Below are 18,015 nucleotides of genomic sequence, written 5' to 3' on the forward strand. Positions count from 1 at the left end.
TTCTATTTTAAGTTTATTTGTAATAATAAGAACCTACCCAAGTATAATTCTTGTTGTTGATTTTTAAACTATGTTTTGCTTCTTTAGAAGCGTTTGTATTTGCTGTAATAAATAGTTTAGCATCTCCTTTTAAAGTTCTGATGGAAATACCTGTATAATCTACAGTATCTAAAACCACTTTTATTTCTTTAATATTACTTTTAGAGTTGATAGCTGATTCTGAAACAGAACTATAACTACCATGCGCCTCTATTGTTGATACAAAAAGTGTGTTTTTGGTGTTTTTTCTCCTTAGCATTATTGCAGCTTCGCTTCGTAAATTAAAATCTGGGTCATTAGCACCAATTCTTGTAAAAAGTATTTCATCTTTAGCATTAGAAATAGTTGATAAAGTATAAAACTTACCTTTATTTAACCAAGAGAATTTAGCGTTGCTTTCTTTCGATTTTCCATTACCTTCTATATATAAATGTTGATATCCATTTTTACTACCTAAAGGTTTTAATGTTTTTGGTATGGTATACTCAAAATTGGTATTTAAAACTTGACCTAAAAAGTAATACGGAAAATCATACTGATTTGATTTATTAGAAACTACTTTCATAATATCTAATACAAATGGTTTTTCGAAATCTTCATCTTTAATAACCGCTACCGTTCTTTGCATATCTGTACCAGGATAGGTGTTGGTTACTTTTGCGCTTGAAGCTTGTACGTTTTTGTTATCCGAAGAAAAATAATGTAGGTCTGGATGATTTTGACTACCTATTTCATATTTACCATTATAATGAGAAGTTTCATTTTGAGTTACCGTATTATGAGCAATTGTTTGTTTTGCCCAAGTTTTGTTTTCTTTTAGATAGTTTCCACCACCTTTTTGTTCAATATTTACAAAACGAGCTAAACCATAATCTTGAATTACTTCATCGCCTTTTTCATATAATGAATATGATAATTTATCATAATGACCATGACTAGAACCTTGTGATGCATATTTAAAAACAAGCTCAATATCTTCGTTTCTTAAAATGGCTACACCACCTTGTTTCCCTTCTGGTCCGTCAGATAAATTAATAGACTTTTTTTCGAAAGGTTTGGCTTTTCCTTTTTTTATACCCAATGCTACAGCCAAACCAGAATCGTCTAATAAAACTTTATTTTGTTCTGATGCAATTGTTAATAAACCTGCATCTTGTTTACCAAAAAGATAAGAAATATCTACCGCAGTAACTAAAGCATCGTTATAATATGACATCCCTTTTTGACCATCATTTAATGGAAAAAAATCTCCATCTGCATCCGATAAATTTAAAAGTGCATTAATCGATTTTAAAAGCACTCCCTCTTTATATTCAAAAATCTTTAATTCTGGCTTTACATTATGTAGTCCTTCTGCAAAAACTAAAAAAGGATACATTGCATAACGCTGATAATAAGGCCCTTCATTATAATAACCATCTGGCGAAAAAGGTTCTTCTATATTTGCTAAAAAACCAGCTTTACCATCTTTATTCAAAAAACCACCATCGTCATCCTTTTCTTCTGTATCTAATTTTAAATCTTTAATTCCGTATAACGCACGATCAATTAATTCTTGATCATTCATTACCAAACCAATCATACCAACGGCAGCATTTCCCCAAGTACTGTGGTTGTGAACTCTTTGGTAAAATTGCGGACTATCTACAGAAATATGATCTGCAAATGGTTTAAATAAATTTGTTTCTAGTTTATTGCGTTCTTCTTCTGATAAATAATTATACACACAATCATAAGCTTGACTTACATAAACCAACCAGTTTGCATCGTTTAAACATTGCCAAAATAATTTACCTCTTGCATAAGACCTTGTTTTTGGGTGCAATGGTAAAGTTTTATACATCGCTTCATATTGCATTAACATGTCTTTTACATACTTTGCATATTTTTCGTCATTTAAAATTTGATATAAAACACCTGCTTTCTGTAATACTATCATGTTACGTTTATGACGAACATGTGTATAACCACCAGAATAATCTAAAGGTATTGGAGTCTCTATTCCTAAAGCTATTTCTGCATCTATTTCTTCTTTAACCACTTTTAATGTGCTATCAAAAATTGGAATATGACCCAACTGAGCTCTAATATCTTTAACTCCTTGTGCTGTTAAAATTAAATTAGGATGTTGGTTTGAAGTTGAAGTAGCCTTTTTGCTATTAGAAACCGGAGTTATTTCTTTATCGCAAGAAAAAATTATAAGCACCATGAGTGCAACCGTAAAATTTAATAGTATGTTTTGTTTTAATTTCATGTTTCGTTTTTAGCAATAATTTGATATTAATTCTATTCATTATAAGATAAAATAAAACTGGTTTACCAAATTGGTTTACCAAATATATGTTTATTTGATATTTTAACAAAATAATAAGATAGAAATAATTGGTTTTAACATAGTTAATGTATTAAAACTGGTTTTATGACAAAAACAAAAAGCCCATCTAATAAAATAAATGGGCTTTTTAAAGTAATTAATTCAAAAAATTACTCAATAATTATTTTTTTGAAGTTATTTCTACTCCTAAAAAAGGTTTTAATTGACTTCCTTTTTAATATCAAAATAGATGTTATTAATACATCAATTTCATTACTAAATTTTCTTCAGTTTTTATTTTACCAGAATTACTTAATGTATTTTTAGATTCGATATTATTTTTTGCTCCCCATAAGATAGAAACATATTCAACTTTATTATTTGTAAATGTATTTTTGGTAATATTTACGTTTACAATACCTCTATGATTTAATAACATACCGTTCTTTTCCTTGCTTCCACAATTGGTAAAAGTACTATTAGACACTAATAAGTTTCCACCAATAGTAGACTCATCATAACCACCTCTATAATAATCTATCACGTTTTGCTGTACGTTTGTAAAGTTACAATTTTCAATAGTTAAATATTCTGTATTGTAATCTCCTCTATCATTTGTTTCCTCAGATAATTCAATTCCGTTTTCACAATTAGAAATTGATGTATTTGTAAAAGTAATTGTTTCTGCAAATGTTTGTTTGTAAGCTTTTAAAACATAATTAAAGTTATTAATTTCACATCCGGTTACACTTAAACCAAAATGATTAGACATGTTTTCTTTTAAACTAGCAAAAAGTAATTGCTTATCATTTCCTGTAAGTACCATATTTTTGATATTTAAAATACCGTAAGGATTCAATTCAAATGCTGGTACGCTCTCTGATCCTGTAAAAACAATTTCTGCTTTTTCATTTTCTTTGGATTGAATGGTAATTGTTTTATTAATTACAATCGCTTTAGAAACAGCATACTTACCTGCACTTAATGCAATGATATCTCCTGGATTTGCTGCTGCAATTTTTTCTTCTAAATCTCCTTTAGCAGTTGTAGCCACAATAACTGTAGGTTCTTTAGCTTCTATTACATTAGAATACCAGTTTGCTCCATATTTTGTTTTATCTAAAATTAAAGGATCTTTTAATTCTCCTTTAATCGTTGCTCCAATAGAATTAGAATTTGCTCTAGAATTTCCAAAAAGATCATCGGTAATAGTATCAAAACCAAATCCACCATAGATTTCCAAACCACTTGCTAATTGAGGAATGTAGATATTATCGCTTAATTTTGATAACTCAAATTTACTTGCAGTAATTCTTTTAGCATCTCCAAAATCTACTCCTTGGTTATTAATGATGTTATTTTTAAAAGTTACACCATCTGCTTTGTCATGTTCTATAATAGGATTCTTATCTCCTTCTTTATTATAAATTACATTATTAGCAACAACACTTCTTAGCGCTCTTGCAGAACGAATTTCTGATTTTGGTAATACAGCTGCTTGTGCAATATTTGTACCTACACCAAATTGCCAAGGCGATTTACAATTTACATAGGTATTAAATGCCACAACAACATCTGTAACTTGATTGTATCTATTTAATGGAGATTTAGGAATACCATTCATAACTGCTAATGGACTCCTAAAGTTTTCACCTATAATATTATAAAAATAGTTATTGATAATCCAATGTCCTGTGTTAACAATTCTAATTCCACCAAATTGTTTGTTTTTACCATCACCAATAAAATAATTACCATCAATTGTAGCATAATTACCATGACGCGTAACTACAGACCCTTCACTTTTATAGAACACATTGTTCTTAATAATATTGAAATTTGTTTTACTAGAAATAATTTCAACTTCACCATTACATTCTTCAAATAAATTATTTGCAATCGTTGTGTTACTTGGAGACATAGATGTAAAACTACTTCCTAATTGAATAGATTCTCCTCTAGCCCCACCTTTTCTAGGTCTTGGTCCAAAATGATTATTTATAATTTTGTGGTAATTTCTAATACTTTGGTTTCCTTTTAAATCTACTCTTACTGTTGGTCCTCCGTTTGTTTTACCAGCAATATAACAATTACTTAATTCGTTATGTGTACCATAAAACTGAACCCATAAATCATCTTTATCTCTCTGTAATTGGTTATAATCTAAAATTACACAATTAGTAACTTTACTATAATTTGCTACTTTTTGTTCTGTTACTTTAAAAGCAATCGCATCTTTTGTTGGCGAATACCCTTTTCTAAAATAAAGCCCGCTTACTTGTAAATAAGAACCCCCAATCTCTAAATTAGACACTCCTTCAATAAATACTTTACCTGGTGTTTCTGCTTTTAAAACAATAGGCTTTTCTTTTGTTCCATCACCTATAAACTCTATTTCTATATTTTTGTAGGTGCCGTTTTTAATAACAATAACATCACCAGCTTTTGCATTTTTTGTTGCTTCAATTAATTCTGAATTATTACCTACTATAATTTCATTTGTAACATTTTCTTTACAAGAAAGAAGTGTTAAAAATAAACTGATAATTAGAAATGATTTTTTCATAAAAATTTATATAAATGATTAATGTGATACTGATAAAGAATAATATTTTAACTTAGAAAAAGCACCAGAATCTGTTGTATTCAAATAATTCCCTGCTTTGTAATAATTTTGAAAAGGCCATTTGGCTAAACTTATATCTTTATAAATATAAGGATTTTCATTGTTTAGTTGTAATTCAATTCTTCCTTTAGTTACCTTAATACTAAATTGAAACTCATTAAAACCTACGGTACCCATATTGTATTTTTCGTCAGTCCAAGTACTGCTAGATACATCTAATAGGTTATTTCCTGTTGTATTTTCGTTTACCAAAGATTTTTTATAAACCCATAAATCTCCATCAATCCAGGTCATTTTTATTAAAGGAGGACCATTATTTGATGAAAAACCATGTTTTTGCATATCTTCAATAGAAATTACACCATGAATTTGCATTACAATTACTCTATGATATTCACTAGAAGATGATTTATCTTTAGAGACTTCTAGCATTTTCAATTTCCCTACTATAGTTCCACCAGTTTCTAAAGTCCAATTAACTTTAGAGTCAGAAGGCTTAATTAACTCTCTTAATTCAGTTCTAGAATACTTACTATTAGCCGTAGCGTTTAATGGAAATGCATAAAAAACAATAGAAGCATCTGTTGTATCATCATACATGTAGGGTTGTACAGCTTTTATAGTTCTGTATTTTCCATTTATTAATTCATCTGGTTTATATTCATCCGGACTACCATTGTTATCTTCATCTACAGGTAAAGTTACTTTCCAATTAGAAAAATCTATATCTACATAATTTACCAAATTGTCCCCCTCACTATTATCTTCTTCTTCAATTTTAACGGGTAATTCTTCTATAGTATCATCTTTAGAAGTACAACAAATCAGCGTAAAAAAACTTAAGAAAGTAAAAACTAAAACTGTTTTTTTGAGAATCATAAAAAATGCATGTAATTGGTTTACCAAATTGGTTTACCAAATATATGCACTTAATTTGATTTTAAAAAATTTAGAGCAGAAAATTTAGAGCAGATGTTATTTTCATGCCTAAATCATCAGAATAAACAACAAATTGATTATTAAGTAGTTTTAAATAAAAACAGTCCTTAATTAATGAGACCTATCGTATCAATATTATTATTTTTCTTTAATAATAAAGATTTTTTACTAGGAATAAAAAGAGCTTTATCTTCCCATTTTGGGTTTTTATAAAGTATATTTTCTTTTTTAGCTTTGCCGCTTATTTTTACAAAACCGCTATTATAAATTAAACAATTAGAAATACTATTATTTGATCCTTTTAAAGAAATAGGAGTTGTAACTTTAAAACTGTTTTCAAAAACAGAATTTGTAATTTCTACACTTCCAATTCCGTCTGTTCTAATAATTTTACCTTTTTGATCATTATAAACATTACTAAAAATAGAATTTTTTACAATTAAATTTCCTCCTGGTATTTCTGGGGTTACCGTTTTTCTGTAATAGTTTATAGCTGCTTCTTCAATATTTTCAAAAATAGAATTGTCTATAATAATAGTATTTGCATTGTATTTGCCCATAATATCTTTATCATAAGATAAATTTAAACCTCTATAATTATTTTTAAAACTAGCGTTTTTAAAACTTAAAGTATCTGCTTGCGTACCATTATAAGCCTTAAAGACACTTCCTCCTTTTTTGTTTGTAAAGTTTTGAAACGTAACATGATCTACAAACAAGTTATACAACCCTGCTTCTTGTTTATCCGGAGAAACAATAGCATATTTTAAATTAGAATTTTCTCCATCTAAAATAGCATTTTTAAGATTTAAATAAACACCTTCGTTAACTCTAATAAGATAATCAATAGGTTTGTCTAAATCTTTTTTTGCTTTTATAATTGTTCCTCCATTTTTGTCTCCAACAATTGTAATATTTTTAGAAACTTTAATTTTATTTTCTAAAATATACTCTCCAGAAGTTAAATTTAATATAGATCCTGGTGCTGCTTTATCAATTGCTTTTCTTAGTGTTTCTGCACCTGGTGCCACCGAAATTTCAAGAGGTTTTACAATTGGAGCAACAATAGTAGGTGTCCAAGCTGTACCTGCCCTTAACTTTAAAGCCTTGGGTAGTATTTTAGAATCTAGATTAAAAGCACCTGCAGTAAACACTGTACGAACAGCATTGGTAATATCCTTATTAAAACTTTTATCATTTTTAGAAGTAACTAGTAAATTTTGGTTATTTGCTGTAGGTATAAGAAAAGCCCCAAGTTCCTTCCAATCTATTTTTGTAGCGATAAAACCTTCTAAATTTTGTTTTGTAGGTACATCTATATAATTGTTCTTAAAGTTAATGCCAGAAACATCATCAACAAACAAAATGTTAGTATCCGTTTTGGTATTATAAATTAAGTTATTAGAAAAGTTAGTATTAATAGGAGCTAACGTTTTTTCGGAATCTTTACCTTCTCCAAAAGAAATAGGACCCGAATTTATAATTGTATTATTCTGAATATCTACATTTTTAACTTGTTCATACCTATTTAAAGGCGAATTTGGTACACCATTCATAACTACAATTGGTCCTCTAAAACCATCACCTTCTAAACCAACAAATAAATTATTTCTAATTATATGATTAGAATTTATAATTCTAACTCCCCCTGTTTTAGAAACACCATTTCCTAAAAACACATTTCTTTCTACTAACGCATTATCACCATGCCTAAGCGTTAAAGCACCTTTACTTCCTACAAATAAGTTATCTCTATAAATATTGTCTCCAGACTTGTTAGAAATAATTTCTATCTCTCCATCACAATTGGCAAAAACATTTCTTTCTACTAAAGTTTTTGATGATTTTTTAGAATTTTCGCTTGTACCAATTCTAATCGTTTCACCTCCATTTGCACCCAATTCTTCTCGTGGTCCAAAAATATTATTATCTATTCTATGATTATTTTCTGTATGTTCTTGTCCTTTAAGCCAAACAACAAAAGTTGTACCCGGACTAGTTTTTCCTGTAAAGTTATTATGATCTACTCTATTATTCTTACCCCAAAGGTCTACCCAATGGTCTTTTATTCCATTGTCAACGGTAACATAAGAAATAGTACAATTTGTTAAACGACAGTTGTTGGCAAAAGTTTTTGAATCTTTTTTAAACTGCACAACCGATTTATAGGATGAATGCCCATCTTTAAACCATAAACCAGTAACTATTACATATTCTCCATAAATGTTTAAAGTAGAATTACCTGTTATTATTACTTCTCCAGGAACTTCCGCTTTTATTAAAATTGGTTTTCCTTCTTCACCTTTTCCAAATGCATTTAATTCAACATCTTGCCAAACTCCTTTTTTTAACACAATTATATCTCCAGCTTTTGCTGATTTAATAGTGTTATTGTATTCTGTAATATTAGACACTATTTGTTCTTGAGCAGAAAAATTAACAGTTCTTAAAGTAAAAATAATGATAAGTATAAAGACAGTGTTTTTCATAAAAGAATAATTTATTACAGATATTATCAAATCAAAAAAAAATCAGTTTATAAAAATAAACTGGTAAACCAATTTGGTTAACCAAATATACAAATTTATATCAAATAAAAAAAACACTGAAACATTCAAGAAATAAATAACACAACGCTATCATTTATAATTTAAGTAATTCTAATCATTTAGTGATTAGTTTCTAAACATTGTTTAAAATAAGTAGAAACTAATACATTCCTTCAAATATATAGGCTATAAAAACAACTATCTCTCTAGTTACTAAGCAATAAGAACACTCTAAACAACTACAATTTATAAAACAGTGTAAATACCTTTATTAAAGGAGGATTCGCCTGTACTTAGAGTTAAAAGAACAAACTAAATTTGAAAAACTAATCAAATACCTAAAAATCATGAAAACACAATTGAATAAGAAATTATCAAATTTAAAAACAAACCAAGAAGTTTGTGTACAAAAAACATCCTTTATAAAAAATATGTTTTGTATAAAATAAACACAAAGACGGTATCCGAAAAGTCTTCAATTAAGAGTAGGAAATTTAAACCAAACATTATGAAAACAACTACACAATTTATCCTTGTAGCACTATTACTAATAACCAATGTAGTAAGTGCACAAATTTACAAAGACACTATTATTCAAGTTAAAGAACGTAAATTAAACTACGAATATGATATACAATGGACTAAACCAAGATTAGCTAAAGAAATTAATATTTTTATAGAAGATCAATACAAACCAACATTAAAATCTTCTGCACAAATTAAATCTATATTAGATAAAATTCCATTATCAGAAAATGCATGTAAAAATGGTGGTTTCGAAGATGATTATGCTGGATGGACAGGAATAGGATTAAAACATTCTATACAAACGTTACCTATAGAAAACGGATTAATTTTAAACCCAGGTGTAGCAGCTTTACCTTTTACAGGTCCTGCACATGGTCAAAATCATACATCCATTCAGCTTTCTGGTCTAGACCCCATAATATCAACAGCTAGCCCATCTTATCCGTTACAAAGAACTGCACCTGGTACATCAGGAACAAAATCTTTACGTCTAGGTAATGATGCCGCAGGCCACAGTGCAGAAGCAGTAGCAAAACGTTTTGTAGTTACAGCAGAAAATGCTAAATATTATTTTCAATATGCAATAGTAATGGATAAAAGTCATTCTGGAACCAATGGAGATGCCAACGGATCTGAAGTGTTTTTTGCAGCAGAAGCAGTAGATATGTCTGGTAATACTATAGATAAAATTATAGATATCGGTAACCCAAGTAACCCATTTATTAATGCCGTAAATTCTGGAAGAACTTATTATAGAGACTGGCGTTGTGCATATTTAGACTTATCTAGTAAAATAGGTCAAGAGGTTGTAGTTATGTTTATTAATTCAGATTGTTCTGCAGGTGGTCATAAAGGGTATACTTATATAGATGATGTATGTAAAGAATGTAAAAACACCAATGAAGGTTATATCGATTTAGATTTAAAAGGAAAAGAATGTATCGATGAAAAAAACACTTATGGTGGTAGTTTTGATGTTCCTAAAGGTGCCGTTAATGTAAACATATCGCTAGATATTTATCAAAGTAACGCAATCGTTGCAACAAATAATACACCTACAATTACATCAAATAACTATTCTTTTAATATAGCAGCAGCATTGTTTCCAAACCAAACTTCTGGTACATGTTACGATATAGTAACTAAATTAACTTTTGATTTAGTAGATTTAAATGGAAATTTACAAACAGTAACACAATATTCTTCAAATCCAGTATTAGGAGTTCAAGATGGACAAACATCTGGTATAAATAATGATGTTTGTTTTTGTGATAATAATGATGGAGCCTATTGTTGTGATGCTACAAACTTAGTCGACAATGCAAATTTTGAAGCAGGAAACACAGGTTTTTCTAGCGATTATTCTCAAACAGCTACAACATTTCCAGGAGAATACAATGTAACAACAACAGCAGCCGCTTTCGGAGCAAATATTAAAGATCACTCTTATTGTGCAGACCCAACAACCTATGCTAGCAATAATAAATTTTTGGTAGTAAACGGAAAAACACAACAAGCAGGTTCAAGCACCGTATGGGAACAAACATTAACAGGATTAGAAAAAGGTAAAACATATAAAGTATGTGCTAATTTTAAAAACATGCCGCAATGTACCTTTGATATAAAACCACAAGTAACCTTAGAAGCAGCAAGTTCTAACGCAATGTTTACCGTTAACATGGCAACTACAGACCCTTGCGCATGGCAAACAGAAACAATTAACTTTACTGCAACAGGTACAACAGAAACTGTAAAAATAATTTTAAATGAAACAGGTAATGGAGATGGAAATGATTTAGCTATAGATGATATTTATGTAGGCGAAGTAGAAGACCCAAATTTAGCAATTACAGTAGAACATGATGGTCTTACAAAAGCTATTACAGGTTCATTAAATTCAAACGGAACAACAGATGATAAATTACATGGTAACTGTACAGATTATCATTGGTATGTTGCAGAAGTATCTTCATATCCTTCTATAGTAATAGATTGGAGCACTTTTGCACATGGTAATAACACTGGTAGTAATTTGCCACCTTTTGCAGGTACAACATCAACAAACACATGGAGTTTAACAACCAATTACCCTGGTTATACTTTTAATGATAATAAGTTATATATCATAGGAATGTATACACCAGCTTGTGGATGTTATGATAGCGGTTTTACATATCAATTAACCTTTAATAGTAAAACAAATCAAAATGCAGGATTAACAGACGCACAAGAGCAAGAAATTATAGACGCTATATTAAACGGATTAACACCAAATAGTCAAGAATCAAATAAAAATACAAGCACTCTACAAAAAGCAAGTGTATATCCCAATCCAATAATAGATAATACAATAATAAGACTAGAAAATGATACCATAGAAAGTATTAAAATAATAAATACAAATGGTGCTACAGTATTTACAGAAAAATATAAATCAGATGAAGAATCAGTAGGTTTAAACTTCTCAAAATACACAAACGGACTCTATTTAATAACAACACAAGGTACAAGCGGTAAAACATATACCAAAAAAATAATAAAACAATAATTTTATAAAAAAATAATTAAAGAAGCAAACCTGATACATATTGTATCAGGTTTTTTTTATAATTAAAAATTATCAATACCATAAATAATAAATTCATTTCTAGGGCGTGCCCATTTTTTATTGAAGAATCTTAAAAGAAATAATAATTCGTAATAAAAATGGTCAGGCTTTACGTTTCAAGTCCTCGTTCGTACCTCACTGTGGGCTTTCCACTGCAATCCTTCACGCAAGCAAAACTCATTTACAAATCAGAAAATTGTGACTTACTAGAATAATATTATATCCTTTAATTTATTATCTTTTTATTATTTAATTTTAACTTTAGATTTTATAAAAGAAGATGCTTGAAAGAAACCTAAACCACCATTATTAATATTAGTTGGTGGTGATGCAGGTGTGGGTTTGTAAACCCCACCATCTTGTTTAAACTGCTCCAATAAAAACTTAAAATACTCATAGGTTTCTTCTGAAATACTGCTCGTTTTGATATTTATTTCATCTCCAGTAAAATAGTAGTAATATCCAAAATTTTCTGGAGAAGCACCATTATCTAAAAAAATCTGAATATCTCCTGTATTTAGATTTTTATCTGACAATACCTCAAAATTCCAACTAGAGATTCTATTTGGATTTGATCTCACAAAATTTTGTGCTATGAGGTAATAATCGGTTGTCTCTTGTGGCTCAAAAAAAGACAATAAAGGCACATAATACTCTTGTCCGTCCTTTTCCAAAATTCTTAATTCATAAGCCAATGAATTAATTGTAGGGGGAGGCTTCATATAATCTGATGCTGTATAAATTTCACCATCTTTTGTTGTTACTTTAAGTGTATACTTACGATTCAGTTCTCCTTTAAAATTTGTTGTTTTATAATAGCCTCCTTTATCGAATATATCTTCATTTTGACTATTTTGAGGTATTGATACTAATTGTTCTATTTGTCCTGAATCATCAGATACCACGACAATAGCATCATCTATTATTTCTACATTTTCATCTATATCTAAATAATTATTTTTTATAAATGCACCAGTTGCACTTTTAGTAACTCTTATATAATGAGGACCGGATGTGTTTTCTATTAAACCTTCAATGACTACACGTTGCTTTACCTTGTTTAAATCTAAATTAAATTCTTCAACACAGCCTAAAAATGATAAACATACTAAACTAATAACTATACATTTTTTCATAAAAAATAAAATTTAAAGTTATAACCAACATATGGGGTAGCACCATATAGGTACATTTTGTAAGCTTTATTAAAACTTAAGTCATCATTACTTTGCTTTACAAATAAAGAAAATATATTTTTCCTATTATATAAATTATATATTCCAAAAGACCATTCTCCTTGCCAATTTCTAGTGTTATTTTTTTTCGATTTTAAATTTGCAGAAAAATCCATTCTATGATAAGCAGGTAAACGATAACCATTTCTATCAGAATAGTAATTAAAGCCCACTCCATAAAAATTAAATGTACCTTCAGGTAATGTTATAAATCCTCCCGAAGTAAATTTAAAAATAGAAGAAATATTAAATCTTTCAGAGAATTTATAAGAAAGTGTGGTTGAAAAATTATGTTCTTTATTAAAAGTTGTTGGATAAGAAAATCCATTGTTAATCCCTTCAATAGTTCTATTCGTTTCAGACCAAGTATAACTTAACCAACCTGTAAAATTGCCTGTCTTTTTTTCAAGTGAAAATTCTATTCCATAAGCTTCTCCAGAACCAGAAAGCACTTGCGTTTCAATGTTTGGATTTAAAAATAAATCAGCATTATCAATATAATCAATTACATTATTCATTTCTTTGTAATAAACTTCCGTAAAAAAATCAAATTTGCTGTTTTTAGTACTTGCATAGTAGCCTAAAGAATATTGATTTGCTGTTTGAGGTTTTATATAAGTATCAGAAGGAAGCCAAACATCGGTTGGTAACCCAACAGTAGAATTACTAATAAGGTGTTGATATTGCTGTGTTCTTGTATACGCTGCTTTTATTGATTGTCTATTATTTATATTATAAATTGTAGAAACTCTTGGTTCTAAACCGTGATAAAATTGAACTAATTCTCCGTTTTTGAATTCTTCTGTTGAAGTTATATTAAAGTCTGAATCATAACTATTAACAGAAGCATTACCTAACAAGAAAAAACTTGAATATCTTAAACCATAATTTACTTTTAATTTATTGGTTATTTTTTGAGTATTATTTATATAAACACTTGCTTCAATAGTCTTTTTATTTTCTAATTCAAACCCTTTAGAAATAGATTCAGAATTCCTAGGTGTTAATTTTCCTGGTTCATAAAAGTGGTTTTCTATTGCAAATCCAAATTTTAAATGATTTTCAGTATTCATATAAAAATCAAAATCAGATTTTAAATCAATCTCCTGCATTTCTGCAAACCATTTAAACTCCCTAGTATCATCTTTCAAAATATAAGAATAGTCATACTTACTATAAACAAGCATCGTGTTAGAAAATAACCTATCATTAAATGTATGATTCCAACGTAAGTTTCCAATTACGTTTCCCCAATCCATACTGCTGCTATCATCAATGTCTATATAGAAAAAATGATCCCTACCATTATAAGCTGAAAGATAAAGGTGGTTATTTTGGTTTAGTTCAATATTGATTTTTGCATTAATATCATAAAAATTAATTTCATTGTTGGAGCTAAAATTATTCAAACTACTAACGCCTAACGATTGTAGTCCGCTTCCTAAAGTATTAGCTGTAAGACCAGCATAACTATAGCGACTGGACAACATAAAAGAAGATTTTTCTTTTATAATAGGAGCTTCTATTGTAAGTCTACTTGCAATTAAGCCAACTCCTCCGCTTACTTTCTGCTCTTTATTATTACCTTCTTTCATTCTTACATCAACTACAGAAGATAATCTTCCGCCAAATTGAGAAGGTATGTATGATTTATATAACTTTACGTTTTTAATAGCATCTGTATTAAAGACAGAAAAGAAACCAAGAGCGTGAGATGGATTATATATGGGTGCATCATCTAATAAAAATAAGTTTTGATCGTGAGACCCACCTCTTATAGATAAGTTTGTAGTGCCTTCATGTGATGTTTGTACTCCTGGTAATAATTGGAGACCTTTTAAAATATCAACTTCACCTGCTACAGCAGGAATTTGTTTTATTTTATCTAAATTTAAGATATGAGTACCTGGTTCTGAATTAGTAATATCATTTTTTCTCTGGGCATTAATTAAAATTTCATTTAAACTTTTTGATTCTTCTGTTAAATCTATATTTAATAAAATATTTTGAGATATAATTAAGGTATTTGCATATGTTTTATATCCAAGATATGATACTTTTATAGTATTTTCTCCTTTTGGGAGTTCTAAAGAATAGAACCCATAAGAGTTTGATATAGTATATGATTTTGTGTTTGGATTATATATAGTAGCTCCTATTAATCTCTCCCCATTATTAGTATCTGATATAATACCGTGTATGGTATAATTTTGAGAAAATAAGGTAGCACAAAATAGTAATAAAATATAGTTTAGACTTTTTTTCATAGCGTTGAAAGAGGAATATAATCTATAACGTTAATAAGACATATTATTACAATAAGACATAACTTTTTTCTATTTTGTATAGAAAAACAAAATTATTACCAGGAAAAAAAAGTAATCTATAGTTATTCATATAATTAGAGGTATCATGAGATTAATTATTAAAACAAAAAAAACTCACTTATTCAAGTAAGGTTTTTGTTTTTCAGTGAGCCCTGAAGGATTCGAACCTTCGACCGCCTCCTTAGAAGGGAGGTGCTCTATCCAGCTGAGCTAAGAGCCCTGATAATTATGGATCAACACAAAAAGTTGTGGAGTAAATTAAAAAGCATGAACTTTACAGTCTAATAAATCTCTATTTTGGACACTTCAATTGAATTAACAAAACTATTATTACCAGAAATTCTTGTTGACTACTTTAAACTAACGAAACACGAAGTTAAAAATGGAGAACTTCATTTTCATTTCACAGAATTAAATACGATTCCTGAAGAATTCAAAGCACTTAAATTAAATTCTAAAGGTTTCTTTCCTGAAGCTACTGTTCAAGATTTCCCAATTCGAGGTAAAAACGTTTTTCTACACGTTATTAGACGACGTTGGGTTGAGGAAAATTCTAAAAAAGTGGTTACTAGAGATTGGCAATTAGTAGCAAAAGGCACTAGAATAACTAGTGAATTTGCTGCTTTTTTAAAAGATATCAGTAAGTAATAACGCCACTAGCACTAGTACTGTAGCTAATTTCTACGGAGTAAATCCCAGAAGTTTACAAAGACAGTATAAGGATTATTTAAGTGATTTTAAAGCTTGGGATCAACAGAAGCACGCAACAGACTGGTTATTGTTCACAAAGAATTTAGGTACTCACTTATCACTTGATGATACTGCCTTTTCTAACGGTGATTTATATACCATAATAACAAATAAATTAGCTAAAGGAAAGAAAGGCGCAATAGTAGCCATGATCAAAGGAACTAAAGCTGAAGTTGTCATAAAAATACTTCATAAAATTCCTTTAAAACATAGGAAGAAAGTCATGGAAGTAACCTTGGATATGGCAGGAAATATGGGGCTTATAGTCAAGAAATCCTTTCCAAATACTGCCTTAGTAATAGACCGTTTTCATGTGCAAAAATTAGCATTAGATGCACTGCAAGAAATAAGAATTAAACATAGATGGGAAGCGATTGATGCTGAGAATGATGCCATTGAAAAAACCAGAAATAAATCTTTAAAATACACCCCAAAACTATTACCTAATGGAGATACTCTCAAACAACTATTAGCTAGAAGCAGATATCTATTATATAAATCAAGTAATAAATGGACTAAAAATCAAGCCATAAGAGCAGAAATACTGTTTGAAAAATATCCTGATATAGAGAAAGCATACAAGTTATGTCAAAATCTATCTTGGATATTCAATAACACTACAGACAAAACATCAGCACTTATAAGACTTGCTAAATGGGATGAAAAAGTAAGACAGGCACACTTTAAAAGCTTCAACACTATAGCTAGAACGATGTCGATACATTATAAAAACATCTTAAACTATTTTGATAATCGAAGTACGAATGCATCAGCAGAATCATTCAATGCTAAAATTAAAGCCTTTAGAGCACAGTTTAGAGGCGTCAGAAATGTGGATTTTTTCTTATATAGACTTACTACTATTTTTGCGTAATTCTTAAATCCCACAACTTTTTGACTTGATCCATAATTATCTAGTTTCTAGTATATATAAACCATAAAATGGTAATATAAAAAAACCTCAATTCGTTAAGAATTGAGGTTTACAGATACGGATATTAGTCCGTATTAAAGAAAGGCGGCGACCTACTCTCCCACATAAATGCAGTACCATCGGCGCGATTGGGCTTAACTTCTCTGTTCGAGATGGGAAGAGGTGAGCCCCAATGCTATAACCACCCTAAGATTTTGGTTATTAATTGTTGTTGGTTTATAGTTTTTGGTAAAACTGTATACAATACAGCCCCATCAACTAATAACGATCAACTAAAAACCGCAAGCATCGCTTGCTTATAAGTTAACATATGGTAAAATAATATCTAAATCGTCTAATAAATAAAGAGTCTGTGCTCCCGCCTTTCGGCGGGAAGCGTACATAAGTCTATGGGTTATTAGTATCACTTGGCTATGACATTACTGCCTTTACACCTATGACCTATCAACGTTGTAATCTCCAACGACCCTTTAAAGAAATCTCATCTTGTGGTGGGTTTCGCGCTTATATGCTTTCAGCGCTTATCCCTTCCCGACGTAGCTACCCTGCTATGCTTCTGGCGAAACAACAGGTACACTAGAGGTCAGTCCAACTCGGTCCTCTCGTACTAGAGTCAGATCCACGCAAATTTCTAACGCCCACAGCAGATAGAGACCGAACTGTCTCACGACGTTCTGAACCCAGCTCGCGTGCCACTTTAATGGGCGAACAGCCCAACCCTTGGGACCTTCTCCAGCCCCAGGATGTGACGAGCCGACATCGAGGTGCCAAACCCCCCCGTCGATATGAGCTCTTGGGGGAGATCAGCCTGTTATCCCCGGAGTACCTTTTATCCTTTGAGCGATGGCCCTTCCATGCGGAACCACCGGATCACTATGCTCTTGTTTCCAACCTGATCGACCTGTATGTCTCTCAGTCAAGCACCCTTATGCCATTGCACTCTACGTACGGTTACCAAGCGTACTGAGGGTACCTTTAGAAGCCTCCGTTACTCTTTTGGAGGCGACCACCCCAGTCAAACTACCCACCAAGCACTGTCCTCATCTCTGAGTTAGACTCTAGATAAGCAAAGGGTGGTATTTCAAGGACGACTCCACAACGCCTAGCGACGCCGCTTCAATGTCTCCCACCTATCCTACACATTACTTATCCAAAGCCAATACTAA

General features: G+C 30.2%; 9 protein-coding genes, 1 tRNA gene and 2 rRNA genes (1 of these 12 only partly in view). 3 read left to right on the plus strand and 9 right to left on the minus strand.

Going from position 1 to position 18,015, the window contains the following annotated elements:
* Nucleotides 1–13 precede the first annotated feature (13 nt).
* The 4 genes from GQR92_RS08770 to GQR92_RS08785 all read right to left on the minus strand — a co-directional run bounded on the left by GQR92_RS08770 (nucleotide 14) and on the right by GQR92_RS08785 (nucleotide 8,407).
* Nucleotides 14–2,293: an alginate lyase family protein gene (locus GQR92_RS08770; RefSeq protein ID WP_158838828.1), complete on the minus strand. Its 2,280-nt coding sequence runs from the start codon at nucleotides 2,291–2,293 to the stop codon at nucleotides 14–16.
* 316 nt (nucleotides 2,294–2,609) lie between these two features.
* Nucleotides 2,610–4,919 (minus strand): chondroitinase-B domain-containing protein, encoded by a 2,310-nt coding sequence (locus tag GQR92_RS08775; RefSeq protein WP_158838830.1) that lies wholly within the window; start codon nucleotides 4,917–4,919, stop codon nucleotides 2,610–2,612.
* A gap of 18 nt (nucleotides 4,920–4,937) precedes the next feature.
* A complete protein-coding gene (locus GQR92_RS08780) occupies nucleotides 4,938–5,858 on the minus strand; it encodes a polysaccharide lyase family 7 protein (RefSeq protein ID WP_158838832.1) in 921 nt (306 codons plus the stop codon).
* Between the two features lie 167 nt (nucleotides 5,859–6,025).
* Nucleotides 6,026–8,407 (minus strand): polysaccharide lyase 6 family protein, encoded by a 2,382-nt coding sequence (locus tag GQR92_RS08785; protein WP_158838834.1) that lies wholly within the window; start codon nucleotides 8,405–8,407, stop codon nucleotides 6,026–6,028.
* A gap of 568 nt (nucleotides 8,408–8,975) precedes the next feature.
* Here GQR92_RS08785 and GQR92_RS08790 point away from each other — a divergent pair.
* A complete protein-coding gene (locus GQR92_RS08790) occupies nucleotides 8,976–11,543 on the plus strand; it encodes a T9SS type A sorting domain-containing protein (protein ID WP_158838835.1) in 2,568 nt (855 codons plus the stop codon).
* A gap of 305 nt (nucleotides 11,544–11,848) precedes the next feature.
* Here the strand turns inward: GQR92_RS08790 and GQR92_RS08795 are convergent, their stop codons facing one another.
* The 3 genes from GQR92_RS08795 to GQR92_RS08805 all read right to left on the minus strand — a co-directional run bounded on the left by GQR92_RS08795 (nucleotide 11,849) and on the right by GQR92_RS08805 (nucleotide 15,385).
* On the minus strand, nucleotides 11,849–12,739 hold the full coding sequence (locus GQR92_RS08795; RefSeq protein WP_158838837.1) for a DUF4249 domain-containing protein: 891 nt from the start codon (nucleotides 12,737–12,739) through the stop codon (nucleotides 11,849–11,851).
* Entirely contained in the window at nucleotides 12,736–15,105 is a 2,370-nt protein-coding gene (locus GQR92_RS08800; protein ID WP_158838839.1) for a TonB-dependent receptor, read from the minus strand. Before GQR92_RS08800 ends, GQR92_RS08795 begins: the two co-directional genes overlap by 4 nt.
* A gap of 206 nt (nucleotides 15,106–15,311) precedes the next feature.
* Nucleotides 15,312–15,385 (minus strand) — tRNA-Arg (locus GQR92_RS08805).
* A 77-nt stretch (nucleotides 15,386–15,462) separates the two neighbouring features.
* On the opposite strand from GQR92_RS08805, the gene GQR92_RS08810 reads away from it, so the two are divergent.
* Entirely contained in the window at nucleotides 15,463–15,813 is a 351-nt protein-coding gene (locus GQR92_RS08810) for an ISAon1 family transposase N-terminal region protein (protein ID WP_158838035.1), read from the plus strand.
* A complete protein-coding gene (locus tag GQR92_RS08815) occupies nucleotides 15,800–16,789 on the plus strand; it encodes an ISAon1 family transposase (RefSeq protein ID WP_158842065.1) in 990 nt (329 codons plus the stop codon). The genes GQR92_RS08810 and GQR92_RS08815 overlap by 14 nt, the downstream gene beginning before the upstream one ends.
* Before the next feature lie 139 nt (nucleotides 16,790–16,928).
* Here GQR92_RS08815 and rrf read toward each other — a convergent pair.
* Nucleotides 16,929–17,038, minus strand: a 5S ribosomal RNA gene (gene rrf, locus GQR92_RS08820).
* A 188-nt stretch (nucleotides 17,039–17,226) separates the two neighbouring features.
* Nucleotides 17,227–18,015 (minus strand): 23S ribosomal RNA (locus tag GQR92_RS08825); it runs 2,097 nt beyond the window's last position.

Source organism: Polaribacter sp. L3A8 (assembly GCF_009796785.1).
GTDB lineage: Bacteria > Bacteroidota > Bacteroidia > Flavobacteriales > Flavobacteriaceae > Polaribacter.